We start from the raw sequence: 15,047 nt of genomic DNA on the forward strand, positions 1-15,047 counted from the left end.
AGTAAGAGCATGTCCGGCGTAGTGCGTGATCAGGATGTGGACATCGACCTCGGCCAGCTGGTTCGCGCCGTTTGGGCGCGCCGGGTAAGGATTTTGACGATCACGCTCGCGGCGGCCGGCGTCGCCTTTGCCGGCGCCAAGATCATCTCGCCGCAATATCGCAGCGAAACACGCATCCTCATCGAACCCCGCGCGCCGGCCTTCGCGAGTACCCAGCAAGCGAGCGACGCCGGCGCCGGGCCGCTGATGGACGAGCTGAATATCGCCAGCCAGGTGCAGCTCCTGCAATCGGCTGATCTCCTCAAGAAGGTGATCAACGACCTGAAACTCTACAATCTGCCGGAATTCGACGATGCCGCCAACGGCTCGGCGATGAGCAGCATCCTGGTGAAGCTGCATCTGAAGAAGAATCCGATCGAGAACCCGCCGGAAGAACGGGTAATCGACGCTTTCGTCGAGCGGCTGCAGGTCTACCAAGTGCCGGGTTCGCGCGTCATCGGCATCAATTTCACGTCGAAGGATCCGAAGCTCGCCGCCGCCATCCCGAACGCCATGGCGAACGTCTACCTTTCCACCCAGAGCGGCGCCAAGCTCGCCTCCAATTCGGAAGCGACGCGCTGGCTCGAGCCGGAGATCGAAAACCTGCGGCAGAAGGTCAGCGAGGCCGAGAAGAAGGTCGCCGAATATCGCACCAACCACGGTCTGCTGCAAACGAACGGCACGACCACATTCCCCACCCAGCAGCTTAATGACATCTCCGCAGAACTCACCCGGGTGCGGGGCGACAAGGCCAATGCCGAGGCGAGGGCGCAGGCGGTGCGCAATGCGCTGTCATCGGGCGAAGCCTCCGATACGCTGCCTGACATCATGTCTTCCCAGGCGATCCAGCGGCTGAAGGCGACGGAATCGGGCCTGCAGTCGCAAATATCGGATCTGCAAACCAGCCTCCTCAACAGTCATCCGAAGCTGAAGAGCCTGCGCGCCCAGCTCTCCGATATTCGCGGCCAAATCCGCCAGGAGACGCAGAAGATCCTGGCAAGCATCGAAAATGAGGCCAAGGTTGCCGACCTCCGCGCAAGCGAACTCGAGCGCCAGAAGGACGCGGTTCAGGCCAACAGCGCCCGTGCCGGCGAAGACGAGGTTGGCCTCAACGCGCTGGAGCGCGAGGCAAACGCCCAGCGCCAGCTGCTCGAAACCTATCTGGTGCGTTACCGCGAGGCCGCCTCGCGCGCCGACAGCAATTCCAGCCCGGCGGACGCCCGTATCGTGTCCCGGGCAATCGAGCCGGTCGATCCCTATTTCCCGAAGGTGGTGCCGATCGTTGTCGTCGCCGCCGTCGCAACGCTGATCCTGAGCGCCATCGTCACCATGCTCGCCGAACTCTTCAGCGGTCGGGCGCTTCGTGCCGTCGATACGTCCCGTGACGCAGTCAAGGCGGAAATGGTCGCGGAAGACAGGGAAGTGCCGCAGGCCGCCCCGGCCGCCAGAAGGCCCGTCCAGCCGAGCATGCTCGCCGTTGTCACGGAGGATGATGGAAAGGACGTGATCGAAGAAACGGCGGCCGCCGAAGAGGCGCCGGAGGACGATAATGAATTTTCCATTGAGTCCGTTGCGGACTACCTCACGGGCAGCCGCGCGCCGCTGGCAATCGCCATATCTCCAACTGGTGACAACGGTTCGGCGGCGACTGTTGCGTTGACGCGCATGCTCGCTGATGCCGGCCGCCGCGTCATTCTGATTGATATGACCGGCTCCGGCTATCCCACAGAACTGATGGCCGAGGACCAGGCAGCTCTTGGTGTCACCGATCTGCTGTGCGGCGAGGCCGCCTTCGGCGACACGATCCATGGCGATCGGCTTTCCGATGCCCATCTGATCCCGCAGGGCCAGAGCGACGTGCGCCGCGCCATGCGCGGTGTCGAACGGCTGTCGCTGCTGCTCGATGCGCTCGCCGCCGCCTACGACGTCGTGGTGGTCGAATGCGGTGCGGCCGATGTCGCCGGCGTCTCGCGGCTGACGCGCAGCCGGGATGTTGAAATTATCCTCTCCCTGCCGCAGCTAGAGGAGACGATCTTCGTTACCCTGATGACGGAGTTCCAGGCGGCGGGCTATCAGCGCGTCGTGCTGATGTCGGGCGGCCAAGCGGACGAGCAGGAGCTCGGGCAGGCTGCCTAAGCATGTCGCGCGAAAGTGTTCAGCGATTTCAGCCGATCCGTGCGCGAATGCCTTGGGCCAATTTATAGAGTTTGGGACGCGCCTTGATATGCGCCTTGCTACGGGTGACGATCCGGTGCGCGGCGCCTGCGGCGACTCCGAACGGCGAGACCGGCACGACCACGTCATAATGCGCGGTCTCCACTGGTGCCCAGGAACGCTTATAGGTCTGGTCGCCGAGGCCGAAATCGAACAGCGCGACACCTCTGCCATGCAGCCCTGCGATCGCCTGCCAATATAGGAACTCGCCGGGGCTTGTATCCGGTACAAGGTCTTCGTCGATCGCCCCGAACTGGCATATGACATGGTCGCCCTTGCGCGAAATCCCTGATATCGCGGCGATCCCGTCTTTATTCTCGCCCTTCAGCCGCAGCGCATGCATCTGCAGGGCGAAATACCGTCTCGCATCATCTCGCTTGTCGATGAGGCCGTGCAGGAAGGCCTGAGTTTCGCGATCGGCGAAGACGTCGGGCAGGCCAAGGCTCGCGAAGCGGGCACTCTTCAAACGGAAGAAGATGTCGAGCAGGTGGTGTTGCTCTTGGGATGTTTGTGGAATGACGTAGTCGACGCCCCCGGCTGCTTCCAGACGCCTCGACTGAACGCGGAATTTCTTACGTCGGCTCTTGGCGTTGAGCTGCTTCAGCGTCTCCTCGAAATTGGAGAGTAACGGCAATTGATAGGCGTGGTTCTGGTTCTGCACCATCGGCAGTCCGGTGAGCGGGGTCTGCCGCCCGCGCCATTCCAGCGGGACGTTTTGCAGCAGCAGCAGATCTGCATGGCCCTTCAAGGCCTTCCGAAGCTGCGCCGCGAACTTCTGCGCGTCGATGCTGCCGCCACTTTCGGCGAAATTGCCGGAGAACAGACCGGTATTGATATTGCTGTGATCGGCAGCGATGAACTTTGCGACGGTCAATCCACGGGATTTGACAATCTCAATCGGCAGAATGAAGGCGGTCTCGCCGGCATAGGTGCCCTTGAGAATTGCCAGCGGCCGCTGAAAGGCATTCACCCAAGTGGCGCACCAATCATAGCTTTGATGAAGCGAATGGAGATCATCGACCTCCAGAGCCCGCCAATCATCCTCCAATGGCTGCATCGCGTCGAAAACCGAGATGTCGATTTTTGCCATGGCAAGTTTCATACTCACCTGGCGTAGGCGTGAGATCGCCATATCGGCCAGCGCGCCAACATCTGACGACTGTTCATCAATATCGAGCTTTTGCGTCTGCACGGGAACTCTCCGGTCAAAATGCTGAACGGGAAGGTAGGTGTGCAGGACATATATTTGGTTTAACCGCCGCCCATCGGCGGGGTTTTCCGCCGATCACGGTTATTCGGCCGTTAATGGCCTACTGTTGCCGCGGCCCGGCCATCCACTTGATGATCACCATTGCCGGCAATACCCAAAGCAGGCCCGTCAGCAGGAAATAGAGCAGGTGCCCCCACCAGGGGGCGTTGCCGAGCGTCGCCACCGCGATCGTGTTCGCCACCAGCGCATAGACGAGCACAAGCACGATGATAAGGATCGTGCCGATGAATTTGCGAAGGCGGACGGGCATTGTTTATCTCTTGTATGGGTAGCGCGGAGCGGCGCGACGGCATGCCGCAAAGCTTCGGGGCTTGTTTTGCATGAGCCGGTGGGGCAAATCAACTGCCGGATAGAAGGAGACATCATGGCCGTCGCGAACCTCACCACGGAACAGGCGATCCTGAGCGAAGTACGCAAGCAGAACCGCGACCGCCGCGCCTTGCGGCTGTGGCTCGGCTTTGTGCTTTTGGCGCTCTTTTGTCTCGTGCTCGTCGGAGGGTCAACGCGGCTGACCAATTCCGGCCTCTCGATCACCGAGTGGAAGCCGATCCATGGCGTCGTTCCGCCGCTGTCGGCCGCGGAATGGGAAGAGGAGTTCCGCCTCTACCAGCGCATTCCCGAATTTCAGCAATTGAACAGTTCCATGACCGTCGACGAGTTCAAGAGCATCTTCTGGTGGGAATGGGCGCACCGGCTGATCGCCCGCGGCATCGGCGTGATCTTCGCGCTGCCGCTTCTTTTTTTCTGGCTGACGGGGCGGATCCAGAAACGCCTGCGCTGGCCGCTCGTCGGCATCCTGGCGCTCGGCGGCCTGCAGGGTTTCATCGGCTGGTGGATGGTGGCCTCAGGCCTTTCCGTTCGCACTGATGTCAGTCAGTACCGGCTGGCGACGCATCTCGTCATGGCCTGCCTAATCTTTGCCGGCTGCATGTGGATCATGCGCGGGCTGTCGCCGCACTCCAACGATGCGGCGCCGGCACGCAGCTCGCGCGGCTTCGCTGCCGTGATCGCCATTTTCGCGCTGTTCCAGATCTATCTCGGTGCCCTGGTGGCGGGACTCGATGCCGGTTTTTCCTACAATACCTGGCCATTGATGGATGGCGCCGTCATTCCCTCCGATCTGCTCATTCAGCAGCCCTTCTGGATCAATGCCTTCGAGAACCCGAAGACAGTGCAGTTCATCCACCGCATCGGCGCCTATACGCTCTTCGCACTGGTGCTGATCAACATGGTGATCGCCCTTCGCGCCGCACCCTGGACCACCCATGCCCGCCGCGCCGTCGTGCTTTTCGCGCTGGTGACCGTTCAGGCGGCGATCGGCATTGCCACGCTGCTGATGCAGGTGCCGCTTCACTGGGGCCTGCTGCATCAGGCCGGCGCGCTTGTTGTATTCGGTTTCGCCGTCGCCAACTGGCGTGGCTTTTACGGCGAATACCCGCACGAGACGATGATCACCGAACGCGATTGAAAGCGGGAGGCTGTCATTCGTTCTAACGCAGCAGGCCGTCGAGCAGCGGCATGCCGATGATGGCTGCCGCTGCGATCAGCATGTAGCAGGCGATGCGGAAGGTCCGCTCCTCGGCAAGCCCGAACAGTTTCGAGCCGCCATAGAGACCCAGCGCATAACTCGGCAGGATAACGACTGTGAGGGCGAAGACAGCGGGCACGAACAGACCGCCGATATAATAGCTGATGGCGCTGAAGACGGACGAGATCGAAAAATACAGCACGACATTCGCTCTGACGCGCGCGAAGTCGCTCTTGCCGCCGAGCCAGTAGGCAACGACAGGCGGTCCGCCAAGCTGCGCGGCGCCGCTGAAAAGTCCGGCGATCAGGCCGATGCCGCTGCTGAGCGGCGCTGACGGCGCGCCTTGGTAGCGCCATCCCGATACGAGAAGCGCGAGCAGGCTGATGGCGATGATCGTGATGCTCCAGCGCAGCAGCGTCGGGTCGAGCAGCGCCAGCAGCGCCGTTCCGGCCGGGACGCCGAGTGCCGCACCAGCCGCCATGACGAAAACTTCGGACCGGTGGGCGTCGCGCCAGGCGGGTGGGATCATCCCAAGTGTGGCGATGCCGTCGATGACGAGCAGGATCGGCGAGATCAGCTTCGGGCCAACGATGGCGCCGCCGAGCGGGACTAAGATCAACGCTGCGCCGAAACCGGAAAAGCCGCGGGCTAGCCCCGCGATCAAGGCAAACGCCATCAGCGCATAAATGCCGTGACCGGGCAGGGCGGCGGCAAACCACGTCTGCATGTCGGCGACAAGCCTATCCAGCATCATGACCTCAGCTGGCGAGCATCAGGTCCATGTTCTGCACGGCAGCACCCGAGGCACCCTTGCCGAGGTTGTCGAGCAGCGCCACCAGATTGACCTGGGAACCACCCGGCGTACCGAAGACGAAGAGTTTCATCGTGTCCTTGCCCTCGAGCTCGACGGCATTGACGCGGGGGAGCGCCTTGCTTTCGGCGAGCGGCACGACGGTGACGATGCCCTGTCCGGCATAATGGGCAATCAGTGCCGCGTGAATGCTTTCCATCGTCGCGCCCTCGGCGAGATCGTCGAGATGCAGCGGCACCTGTACGATCATGCCCTGCGCGAACTTGCCGACCGACGGCGAGAAGATCGGTGCGCGGTCGAGCAGGCCATGCACGGTCATTTCGGGCACATGTTTGTGAGTGAGCGGCAGGCCATAGAGGAAATGCGGCGCGGTGATCGCGTCCGGATGATCCGGATTTTCCATCTGAGCAATCAGCTGCTTGCCGCCACCGGTGTAACCGGAAACCGCATTGACCGTAACGGGGTAGCCATCCGGCAGAATGCCGGCGGCGCGCAGCGGCCGAATGAGGCCGATCGCGCCTGTCGGATAGCATCCGGGATTGGAGACGAAACGGGCGGCCTTGATCTTGTCGGCCTGTGCACCGTCCATTTCGGCAAAGCCGTAGGCCCAGCCGGAATTGACGCGGAAGGCCGTCGAGGTGTCGATAACGCGGACGTTGTTGTTGCCCGAAACCATCTGAACCGCTTCCTTCGACGCGTCGTCGGGCAGGCACAGAATGGCCACATCGGCGCTGTTCAGCATGTCTTCGCGCATGGCGGCGTTGCGCCGCTCGTCCTCGGGAATGGACAGAAGCTCGACATCGCGGCGGCCGGCCATGCGCGTACGGATCTGCAGACCCGTTGTGCCGTGTTCGCCATCGATGAAGATTTTCGGTGCCATGTTAGACCTGCGCTTTCAGTGGGTTCTGAGGATTTCCGGATTCAATTTGAACGATGATAAATCAGCCTTGTGACGCCGCAATGGCGCGTCGCTCGGCATGAAGGCCAAGCATATACATTGCCACCGTTGCCCCCGCAATGGCGGTGATATCGGCATGGTCGTAAGGCGGCGACACCTCGACCACGTCGGCGCCGCGGATATCGAGTTGGTGCAGACGCTGCAGCACCGAGAGGGTCTTGGCGCTCGACGGACCGCCGGCAACCGGCGTACCGGTACCCGGCGCAAAGGCAGGATCCAGGCAATCGATATCGAAGGTGAGATAGGCGGGGGCGCCGCGTGTATGAGAGATGATCGCCGAGGCGATGTCGCCGCCGCTCATCTCCTCGACCTGATGACCATAAAGAATATTGAGGCCGCAATCCTCCGGCGCATGGGTACGGATGCCGATCTGAATCGAGCGGTCGGGATCGATGATGCCTTCACGCACGGCCCGCGCCACGAAGGAGCCATGGTCGATGCGCCGCTCTTCGTCGAACCAGGTGTCCTGGTGAGCGTCGAACTGCACCAGCGCGAGAGGCCCGTGCTTTGCGGCATGGGCTTTCAGCAGCGGCCAAGTGACGTAATGATCGCCGCCGAGCGTCAGCAGAAAGGCGCCGCTGTCGAGGATCGCATTGGCCTGGCGTTCGATGGCGCCGGGCGTGTCCTGATGGTTGCCGTAGTCGAGCAGGCAATCGCCATAGTCGATCACCGCCATCTCGGCAAACAGTTCGCGGTTGAAGGGATATTGCGCATCGTTGTCGAATATCGCCGAGGCGCGCCGAATCGCCTGCGGGCCGAAGCGCGTGCCCGGTCTGTTCGATGTGGCGGCGTCGAAGGGGATGCCCCAGACGGCGACATCGACGCCGGCAAGTTCTTTGGTGAAGCGGCGGCGCATGAAGGACAGAGCGCCGGCAAAGGTGGGATCGCTGGCGGCCGAAGTGAGGTTGGTCGCTGTGAAGGCATGATCAATGGTCTTGTTCGCCAAGGGGGGCTCCTTCTCTGTCCGCGCGAGCATAATCGCATTCGATGTCGACCTTATATTGCCTGGCCACCGGTCACGACTGCCCGATCCCGAAAGGAATGGATGTTTCCTTTCGGGGCAGGTAAGGGGTAGGCGAGGTGCGCCGAGATTTCAAGCGATCCCCGCTTGACGGTCGCTCTGCGGTTGGCGCTGCCGCAATTCTGCGGCCTCAGACGGCCTTCCGGGCAAGCTGGCGCAATCCAGCCAGGGTTATCAGCGCTGCCGCCCCGGTATAGGCCGCCAGCGGCCAGGCTGTGTCGCCGTCGAGCAGAATCACGAACAATGTGCCTGCAGCACCGACCAGCAGGCTTTCGACGCAGAAGTAGAGCGCCACGGCCGTTCCCGCGCTGTTGCCGAATGCGGCAAGCGCACCATTGGCCGTAACGGCTGTCGCAAAGACAATGCCGATGGCGATGATCCACATCGGCAGAATGAGGCGGACAAGCGGTTCCTGCAAAAACATCTCTCCCATGGCAAGCATCACCGCGCCGACAAGCAGCAGCGCCATGCCTCTTGCGAGGCTGCCTGCGATGCCCCAGCGTGCGACGAAGCGCTTGGCAAGGCGCGCCGTCACAATCATCACCAATGCCACTGAAGCAAAGATGAAGCTGAAGCTGATGCCGGAAAAACCGGCCCGATCGATCAGGATGCGAGGCGCGGTCGAGAAGAAGACGAAGAAGGCTCCCATCGCTGCGCTGAAGCCGGTCGTGTAGATCCAGAAGGGAAAGCTCGCGAGGATCGGACCTATTGCGATGGTTGTCGCCGACGTAACCGGGCGGGTTTCATGCCACCGCATGCCGGCATTGAGAGTTGCAATGATCGACAGCAGGCCGATGACGAGAAAGATGGCTCGCCACCCATAGTGGTCGGCAATCACCGTGCCGACGACCGGCCCGAACGCAGGCACAAGCGATAGCAGCGAACCGAGCAGGCTATAGATCACGCTGCTTTCCGGCCGCTCGGCATAGACGTCGCGCACTGTTGCAAAGGTGGCGACAAGAGCCGCCGAGGCGCCGATCGCCTGCAACAATCGCAAGGCCACGAAGAGAAGTGCGGATGAGGCCCCGGCAAGCAGAAAGGACGCAAGGGCAAATAGTGCCGCCCCGCCGATCAGCACGGGTCGTCGCCCGACCATATCGGAGATCGGACCAAAGACAATCTGGCCGACGCCGAGCACAAGCATATAGAGGCTGAGGGTCAACTGGATGACTTCAGGCGAGGTGCCGAGCGCCTGGGGCATCGTCGGCACAACCGGTAGATAGATGTCCATGGCAAGCGACGCCAGGATGTCGAAAGGAGCCACCAGCAACAAACTTGCCGGCAAGGAATAATTCCACGACGGAATTTTCGGATAAGACATGGGTAAGATCCGCTCAAATGATTTTCATTCGGCGGCGATCTGTCTTTCACCAGTATCGGATTTGCTGGGACAGATGCCGCAACAACAGCGCAAGTTGTTGCGGCTTAGTTGTCTGCGGACTTGGTTGTTCCCATGATGCGACCTTGATTGCGGCTCCGCTCGTTTGCGAAGCGTTCTGTCGGATTTCTACCAGCAGAACCGGAGTGCGGCAATGGCGACCGGCGAGGCGATTCCGGAATTCCTCAAACGCCCAAACAAAAAGGCCGGGTTTCCCCGGCCTTCGTAATTTCCGTCTGTCCGAAACGATTAACGCTTGGAGAACTGGAAGGAGCGGCGGGCCTTTGCCTTGCCGTACTTCTTGCGCTCGACGACGCGGCTGTCACGGGTCAGGAAGCCGCCCTTCTTCAGTACCGAGCGCAGGCCCGGTTCGAAGTAGGTCAGCGCCTTGGACAGGCCGTGGCGAACAGCGCCGGCCTGGCCGGAAAGACCGCCGCCGGCAACGGTTGCGATGATGTCGAACTGGCCGTCACGGGCAGCTGCGACAATCGGCTGGCGCAGGATCATCTGCAGCACCGGACGGGCGAAGTAAGCCGTGAAGTCCTTGCCGTTGACGATGATCTTGCCGGAGCCGGCCTTGACCCAAACGCGGGCGACGGCGTCCTTGCGCTTGCCGGTCGCGTAGGAGCGGCCGAGCGAATCGACCTTGCGGACGTGGGCCGGAGCGGCAGCTTCGGAAGACGTGCCGAGATCCTTCAGGGAGGAGAGGTCAGCCATGATCAGGCGCTCCTTACGTTCTTTTTGTTGAGCGCGGCAACGTCGAGGGCGACCGGCTGCTGGGCTTCATGGGGATGGTTGGGACCGGCGTAAACGCGAAGGTTCTTCATCTGGCGACGGCCGAGCGGGCCGCGCGGAACCATGCGTTCGACGGCCTTTTCGAGGACGCGCTCGGGGAAGCGGCCTTCAATGATCTGACGTGCGGTGCGCTCCTTGATGCCGCCGGCATAACCGGTGTGCCAGTAGTAGACCTTGTCGGAATACTTCTTGCCGGTGAAAACCACCTTGTCGGCATTGATGACGATGACGTTGTCGCCGTCGTCAACATGGGGCGTGAAGGTTGCCTTGTGCTTGCCGCGCAGGCGCATAGCGATGATGGAAGCGAGACGGCCAACGACCAGCCCTTCGGCGTCGATGATCACCCACTTCTTCTCCACCTCTGCAGGCTTCTGTGAGAAGGTTGCCATGTCAATACTCTCTTTTAGGACCCTTGGCCCGAGGGCTTTAAGGGCGTTTCTTGTTGCTTGGATTGGCAAGCGCGAACCTGCCAAAAAGAAAGCAGCCCGGACAGGCTGCGTTCTGTCGCGGTGTATAAAGGCAATGTGACACAGGGTCAATATCGGCTTTCGCGACGGCCGGAAAAAAGAACAAGTGAAAACAAACGTTTAGCAATGTGGTGTTGTGATACCCCACAATCGGGCTGAATATTTGCCCGTTTAACGTTTTCAGCGTTGCCCCGCCGTCGGTCGAAAACCATCGCTAATCCTCAAAGGAACGCAGGCTTTTTATCATTTCCCGGAGGCCGCGTGTCAGATGTTTGTCCCGGCGAAGAACCATGGCGAGGCGGCGTGTCAGCTTCGGCTGCAGCGACGATGTCGTCAGCAGACCGGCGCGGTCGCGCTTCACCGCTAACCCCGGCAGGATCGACCAGCCGAGTCCGACGGCCACCAGTTCCTTGATCGCTTCGATACTGCCGAACTCCATCGCCGGTCGGATCCTGATATCCGGGGCGGCTAGCCACGCGTCGATTGCCCGCCTCGTATTGCCGCCCTCGTAAAGCAGCAGCGTCCTGTCGCGCATGAAGGCCGGGTCCGGTCCACCCTTGGGCACGGGGCTGCCCGCGGGGGCGACAGCCAGCAATTCCTCTTCGTAGAAGGGTTCGATCTCGAAGTTCCGTCCCGATGCCGGCAGGGCCACAACGGCGATGTCGAGGCTGTTGGCTTCCAGATCGCGCAGGATATCGTCGGCATTCCCGATCGAGACGGTGATTTCGAGGCCAGGCATGGACTGCCGGGCGGCGGCGATGGCGCGGGGAAGCAGATGGATCGATGCCGTGCCGCCGCTGCCGATGCGCACCCGGCCGCTGGCGCCATCCCTGTGGGGCATCATCGCTTCTTCCGCCGCGGCTGCCTGCTGAAGCAGACGCCTTGCATGCGAAAGCAGGTCGATGCCCGCCGCCGTCGGTTGCGCCCGCCGCCCGACTCGCTCGATCAGCCTGACGCCGAGCCGCTGTTCGAGCCCCTTGATCTGCAGGCTGACGGCCGGCTGCGTCACGCCTTCCTTGTCGGCCGCAGCCGTAAAGCTGCCGAGGTCGGCGACATTGATGAAGGTCGAAAGCTGATCGAGATTGAGGAGCATGCCAAAGAAATCCTTATGCATATAATAATACCCATAAGCTTCTTTCGCTGCGTCTTCCAGCGCATCTTTCGTCCGTCAGGAAAGGATGAAGGATGACCGTGGAATTCGACGAAAGCTTGGAGATACCTCGCAGCGCCCTTCGGCTGAAACGCCGCGAGAGGGCGCGCTGGGGCAGGCGGCTGCTGGCGGCCATAGAGTGTCGGCTCGAAAAGCGTCGCAGCCGCCGCAAGTTGTCGGAACTCACCGATGACGAGCTTCGCGATATCGGTCTGACCCCTGCGCAGGCGAAGGCAGAGCGATCGAAATCATGGTTCTGGTTTTGACTGCGACAGCGTATCCTGCTCGAAATGGCCGGCGCCGTGTGCCAGAACGGCTGTGTGGAAATCGAGCGCAGGGAGCAGCATCATGGCTGAAATCGTATCCTTCCGAAAGGAAGCGGACAGGACCGACGGATTGTTGCTCCGCTCGTTGCGCGACGGCGTGCTGCGGCTCATTCTTAACGACCCGCCGGCTAATGCGCTGTCGATCGCGCTTCTTCAAGCGCTGATGGCCGAGCTCGAAAAGGCGGAGGCGGATTTGGATGTGCGCGTCGTCGTCATCGCCTCGACCGGCGCCGTTTTTTCCGCCGGCCACGACCTTAAGGAACTCACGGCTCATCGCGTCGACGAAGATCAGGGCGCTGCTTTCTTCGAGAAAAGCTTCAGGCTCTGCGCCGATTTGATGCTGAAGATCGCGCATCTGCCAAAACCTGTCATCGCCGAGGTCGATGGGCTTGCAACGGCTGCGGGCTGTCAGCTCGTCGCATCCTGCGATCTGGCGATCTGCACCGACACTTCGACGTTCTGCACGCCGGGCGTCAATATCGGCCTGTTCTGTTCGACGCCGATGGTGGCCGTTTCCCGTGCCGCGCATCGTAAGCAGGCTATGGAGATGCTCTTGACCGGTGAGACGATCGACGCCTCCACCGCCAAGGATTTCGGCCTCGTCAACCGCATCGTGCCCAAGCAGTATCTTGCGCAGGTCGTGTCCAAATATGCCGCCGTGATTGCCGGCAAATCGCCACTGATCCTGAAAATCGGCAAGGAAGCGTTTTATCGGCAGCTCGAACTGCCGGTGGAGGCGGCCTATGATTATGTCGCTATGGTGATGGTGGAAAACATGCTGACGCAGGACGCGCAGGAAGGGATCGGCGCCTTTCTCGGCAAGCGCAAGCCGGAATGGAAGGGCGAATGATTAGGCGAGTTTCAGAACCAGTACGCCGACCGCGATGACGACGCCGGCGACGTAACGCCAGATGCCGGCTTTTTCCTTGAAGACGGCAACGGAGAGCACCAGCGCAAAGAGGATCGAAGTTTCCCGCAGTGCGGCAACGGTCGCTACCGGCGCCTTCGTCATCGCCCAAAGTGCCAGCCCATAGGATGCAATCGATCCCGCGCCGCCGATCAGGCCGCGCCACCAGTTGCGGCGAACGTGATGCAACACCGTCAAGCTGCCGCGCTGGGATGCCGCCCAGGCAAACAGCAGTATCGGCGGCAGCAGCGACATCCACAACGTATAGGAAACCGCATTGCCTGAAAGGCGTGCGCCGATGCCGTCGACAAAAGTATAGCTGGCGATGACGAACGCATTGGCAATCGAGAAGGCGACCGCATGGCCGCTGCTGCGCCGAGTCTCCAGGGCGAGCGTCAGGACGCCGGCTGAAATCGTCATGATGCCGGCAAGAGCGGCGCCGGAAAGATGTTCGCGCAGGACGATGCCGCTTGTCGCGGCGACCAGCAACGGTGCGCAACCACGCATCAGCGGATAGACGAGGCCGATATCACCGGCTCGGTAAGCGGCGGCAACCAGCTGGAAATAGGCGAACTGCAGGATGGCCGAGGCGCCGATGAACGGCCAGGCCGCGCTTTGCGGCAACGGCAGAAATGCCAGAAACGGCAACGCGGACACTGCGCCGCCGGCCGAAATCAACGCCGCATCCAGGGATTTATCGCTGCCCGCTTTGACAATCGCGTTCCATGTCGCATGCAGCAACGCACCGAACAGAACGAGCAGGATGACGTCGAGAGGCAAGGGATAAATCCGGTGCTGCGGAAGAAGGCGAAGCGCCTCGCCCCGACGGGGCAGAATTCTGGAAAGACAACTGATATTTGCACGAAAATGCATCGCCGCGGTCGCGGATGCGTTCTCGGCTCCATTATCATCCTTTCAATATGCAAACAATGGCAGGGTATGACGACAAGTTTTACGTGCGCGCGATATGCGTTCAATCCACGCGATCTTCTCAACTATGAGATGTTTCTAATGGACGAGAGAACATATAGTGACCTTATGGGGAATGGAAAGGGAAAACAATTGAGGGAATTCCATGGCGGATCTTTCTATGCTGCTGAAATACAGATATTCTTCTATAACTTTGATATACGCGAAAAAAGAAGCTTCAGATTGTATGTTCTCGGAGAAATCGCATCGCGCGATTGAACTGGAAGCCTGGTTGCAAGCGCGGAAGGCGATCGGCGCCTGCAAGGGTTGCGGCGGCGGGGAGGTCAGAGCTGATGATGCGGAACGAAGAGCATCCCGTCAAGGTTGTCTAGGCTTTGGCAGTTCAGAACCGGGCAGCGTGGATCGTCCTTTGTCGGGATATGGGTCCATTCCGCATAATCGGTCGCGTCACAATAATTGCTGTTGCGCACGTAGCGATCATAAAGCGGCAGCCCGCGGGGAGATTGGTAGCGGAAGATCACGGCGCCCTGATTGTGGATGGCCGCCCGCACGCCGGCGCAGCTCATGCTGAGTGGATTGTAGCGCGAGATCGCTGCTGCCGGTGATGCGGCGAGCACAAGCATGAGGGCAAGAGCAATTTTTCTCATTGAATCATCCTCAGAGCCATTCAACTCCTATATACGCAAACACCTGCAGCCGGTTCTGCCGAAATGCAAAAAATGCCGGCAGGCTCAAAGGCGCTGCCGGAATGGAGAAACGGAAATGGATCACGACGCCTACACGGATGATTATCTCGCCGGAATCCTGCAGTCGGTAAAGACCATCGCGCTGACCGGTGCCTCGCCCAATCCGGCCCGGCCGAGCAACGGCGTCATGGGCTATCTGCTGTCGCGCGGCTATGAGGTCATACCGGTCAATCCGGGGCAGGCGGGCAAACAGATCCACGGCCGCACCGTCTACGCCCGGCTTGCCGACGTTCCGGTGCCGATCGATATGATTGATGTCTTTCGCGCCGCCGAATATCTCGATGGGGTCGTTGAGGAGGCGTTGGCGCTGAGGCCGTTGCCGAAGGTGATCTGGGCTCAGCTTGGCGTCCGCAACGATGCCGCGGCGGCAAAGGCGGAGGCTGCCGGCATTAAAGTGGTGATGAACCGCTGCCCGGCGATCGAATATCCTCGTCTCATTGCCTGAGCTGGGCTGCCCTGAGACGGATTTTTCCCCGAACGCCCAAGGGTTGAAACGGATCGCGATTA

The 15,047-nt window shown here is 61.0% G+C and carries 16 protein-coding genes; 5 read left to right on the forward strand and 11 right to left on the reverse strand.

What is annotated here, in order from left to right:
• Positions 1–9 precede the first annotated feature (9 nt).
• Positions 10–2,175 (forward strand): GumC family protein, encoded by a 2,166-nt coding sequence (locus tag NMA58_RS06190; protein ID WP_430957701.1) that lies wholly within the window; start codon positions 10–12, stop codon positions 2,173–2,175.
• A 28-nt stretch (positions 2,176–2,203) separates the two neighbouring features.
• On the opposite strand, the gene NMA58_RS06195 is transcribed toward NMA58_RS06190, so the two are convergent.
• Complete coding sequence (locus NMA58_RS06195; protein WP_434712720.1) at positions 2,204–3,445, reverse strand: GNAT family N-acetyltransferase; 1,242 nt, start codon at positions 3,443–3,445, stop codon at positions 2,204–2,206.
• 118 nt (positions 3,446–3,563) lie between these two features.
• The gene (locus NMA58_RS06200) at positions 3,564–3,773 is read right to left on the reverse strand and encodes a DUF2842 domain-containing protein (protein ID WP_003573983.1); all 210 of its coding nucleotides are present in this window, start codon (positions 3,771–3,773) and stop codon (positions 3,564–3,566) included.
• A gap of 114 nt (positions 3,774–3,887) precedes the next feature.
• On the opposite strand from NMA58_RS06200, the gene NMA58_RS06205 reads away from it, so the two are divergent.
• On the forward strand, positions 3,888–4,991 hold the full coding sequence (locus NMA58_RS06205; protein ID WP_434712721.1) for a COX15/CtaA family protein: 1,104 nt from the start codon (positions 3,888–3,890) through the stop codon (positions 4,989–4,991).
• Between the two features lie 22 nt (positions 4,992–5,013).
• Here NMA58_RS06205 and NMA58_RS06210 read toward each other — a convergent pair whose 3' ends face one another.
• The 7 genes from NMA58_RS06210 to NMA58_RS06240 all read right to left on the reverse strand — a co-directional run bounded on the left by NMA58_RS06210 (position 5,014) and on the right by NMA58_RS06240 (position 11,595).
• Complete coding sequence (locus NMA58_RS06210; RefSeq protein WP_434712722.1) at positions 5,014–5,805, reverse strand: TSUP family transporter; 792 nt, start codon at positions 5,803–5,805, stop codon at positions 5,014–5,016.
• Positions 5,806–5,809: 4 nt separating this feature from the next.
• The gene (gene argC / locus NMA58_RS06215) at positions 5,810–6,742 is read right to left on the reverse strand and encodes an N-acetyl-gamma-glutamyl-phosphate reductase (RefSeq protein ID WP_434712723.1); all 933 of its coding nucleotides are present in this window, start codon (positions 6,740–6,742) and stop codon (positions 5,810–5,812) included.
• Positions 6,743–6,803: 61 nt separating this feature from the next.
• A complete protein-coding gene (speB, locus tag NMA58_RS06220) occupies positions 6,804–7,766 on the reverse strand; it encodes an agmatinase (RefSeq protein ID WP_434712725.1) in 963 nt (320 codons plus the stop codon).
• 205 nt (positions 7,767–7,971) lie between these two features.
• A complete protein-coding gene (cml, locus tag NMA58_RS06225) occupies positions 7,972–9,162 on the reverse strand; it encodes a CmlA/FloR family chloramphenicol efflux MFS transporter (RefSeq protein WP_434712726.1) in 1,191 nt (396 codons plus the stop codon).
• A 306-nt stretch (positions 9,163–9,468) separates the two neighbouring features.
• Positions 9,469–9,936, reverse strand: coding sequence for a 30S ribosomal protein S9 (rpsI, locus tag NMA58_RS06230; protein WP_011424897.1), 468 nt, complete (start codon positions 9,934–9,936; stop codon positions 9,469–9,471).
• A 2-nt stretch (positions 9,937–9,938) separates the two neighbouring features.
• On the reverse strand, positions 9,939–10,403 hold the full coding sequence (gene rplM, locus NMA58_RS06235; protein ID WP_011424898.1) for a 50S ribosomal protein L13: 465 nt from the start codon (positions 10,401–10,403) through the stop codon (positions 9,939–9,941).
• 292 nt (positions 10,404–10,695) lie between these two features.
• Positions 10,696–11,595 (reverse strand): LysR family transcriptional regulator, encoded by a 900-nt coding sequence (locus NMA58_RS06240; protein WP_434712727.1) that lies wholly within the window; start codon positions 11,593–11,595, stop codon positions 10,696–10,698.
• A gap of 71 nt (positions 11,596–11,666) precedes the next feature.
• On the opposite strand from NMA58_RS06240, the gene NMA58_RS06245 reads away from it, so the two are divergent.
• Together NMA58_RS06245 and NMA58_RS06250 are read left to right on the forward strand one after the other, a co-directional pair.
• On the forward strand, positions 11,667–11,897 hold the full coding sequence (locus NMA58_RS06245; RefSeq protein WP_434712728.1) for a DUF1127 domain-containing protein: 231 nt from the start codon (positions 11,667–11,669) through the stop codon (positions 11,895–11,897).
• 82 nt (positions 11,898–11,979) lie between these two features.
• Positions 11,980–12,807, forward strand: coding sequence for an enoyl-CoA hydratase (locus tag NMA58_RS06250; RefSeq protein WP_434712729.1), 828 nt, complete (start codon positions 11,980–11,982; stop codon positions 12,805–12,807).
• Here NMA58_RS06250 and NMA58_RS06255 read toward each other — a convergent pair whose 3' ends face one another.
• Positions 12,808–13,644 carry an EamA family transporter gene (locus NMA58_RS06255; protein ID WP_097598532.1) on the reverse strand — a complete coding sequence of 279 codons (837 nt, stop codon included), beginning with the start codon at positions 13,642–13,644 and terminating at the stop codon, positions 12,808–12,810.
• Between the two features lie 473 nt (positions 13,645–14,117).
• A complete protein-coding gene (locus tag NMA58_RS06260; RefSeq protein WP_434712730.1) occupies positions 14,118–14,441 on the reverse strand; it encodes a hypothetical protein in 324 nt (107 codons plus the stop codon).
• A 115-nt stretch (positions 14,442–14,556) separates the two neighbouring features.
• Here NMA58_RS06260 and NMA58_RS06265 point away from each other — a divergent pair, with 115 nt between their 5' ends.
• On the forward strand, positions 14,557–14,985 hold the full coding sequence (locus NMA58_RS06265) for a CoA-binding protein (RefSeq protein ID WP_434712731.1): 429 nt from the start codon (positions 14,557–14,559) through the stop codon (positions 14,983–14,985).
• Positions 14,986–15,047 lie beyond the last annotated feature (62 nt).

The organism is Rhizobium sp. YTUHZ045, from assembly GCF_051124255.1.
Classification (GTDB): Bacteria; Pseudomonadota; Alphaproteobacteria; order Rhizobiales; family Rhizobiaceae; genus Rhizobium.

Bases quoted from the DNA above. Each gene is read 5' to 3' on its own strand.
- NMA58_RS06190 (WP_430957701.1), top strand. From the start codon at position 10: ATGTCCGGCGTAGTGCGTGATCAGGATGTGGACATCGACCTCGGCCAG.
- NMA58_RS06200 (WP_003573983.1), bottom strand. From the start codon at position 3,773: ATGCCCGTCCGCCTTCGCAAATTCATCGGCACGATCCTTATCATCGTG.
- NMA58_RS06205 (WP_434712721.1), top strand. From the start codon at position 3,888: ATGGCCGTCGCGAACCTCACCACGGAACAGGCGATCCTGAGCGAAGTA.
- NMA58_RS06210 (WP_434712722.1), bottom strand. From the start codon at position 5,805: ATGATGCTGGATAGGCTTGTCGCCGACATGCAGACGTGGTTTGCCGCC.
- argC (WP_434712723.1), bottom strand. From the start codon at position 6,742: ATGGCACCGAAAATCTTCATCGATGGCGAACACGGCACAACGGGTCTG.
- cml (WP_434712726.1), bottom strand. From the start codon at position 9,162: ATGTCTTATCCGAAAATTCCGTCGTGGAATTATTCCTTGCCGGCAAGT.
- rpsI (WP_011424897.1), bottom strand. From the start codon at position 9,936: ATGGCTGACCTCTCCTCCCTGAAGGATCTCGGCACGTCTTCCGAAGCT.
- rplM (WP_011424898.1), bottom strand. From the start codon at position 10,403: ATGGCAACCTTCTCACAGAAGCCTGCAGAGGTGGAGAAGAAGTGGGTG.
- NMA58_RS06240 (WP_434712727.1), bottom strand. From the start codon at position 11,595: ATGCATAAGGATTTCTTTGGCATGCTCCTCAATCTCGATCAGCTTTCG.
- NMA58_RS06245 (WP_434712728.1), top strand. From the start codon at position 11,667: ATGACCGTGGAATTCGACGAAAGCTTGGAGATACCTCGCAGCGCCCTT.
- NMA58_RS06250 (WP_434712729.1), top strand. From the start codon at position 11,980: ATGGCTGAAATCGTATCCTTCCGAAAGGAAGCGGACAGGACCGACGGA.
- NMA58_RS06260 (WP_434712730.1), bottom strand. From the start codon at position 14,441: ATGAGAAAAATTGCTCTTGCCCTCATGCTTGTGCTCGCCGCATCACCG.
- NMA58_RS06265 (WP_434712731.1), top strand. From the start codon at position 14,557: ATGGATCACGACGCCTACACGGATGATTATCTCGCCGGAATCCTGCAG.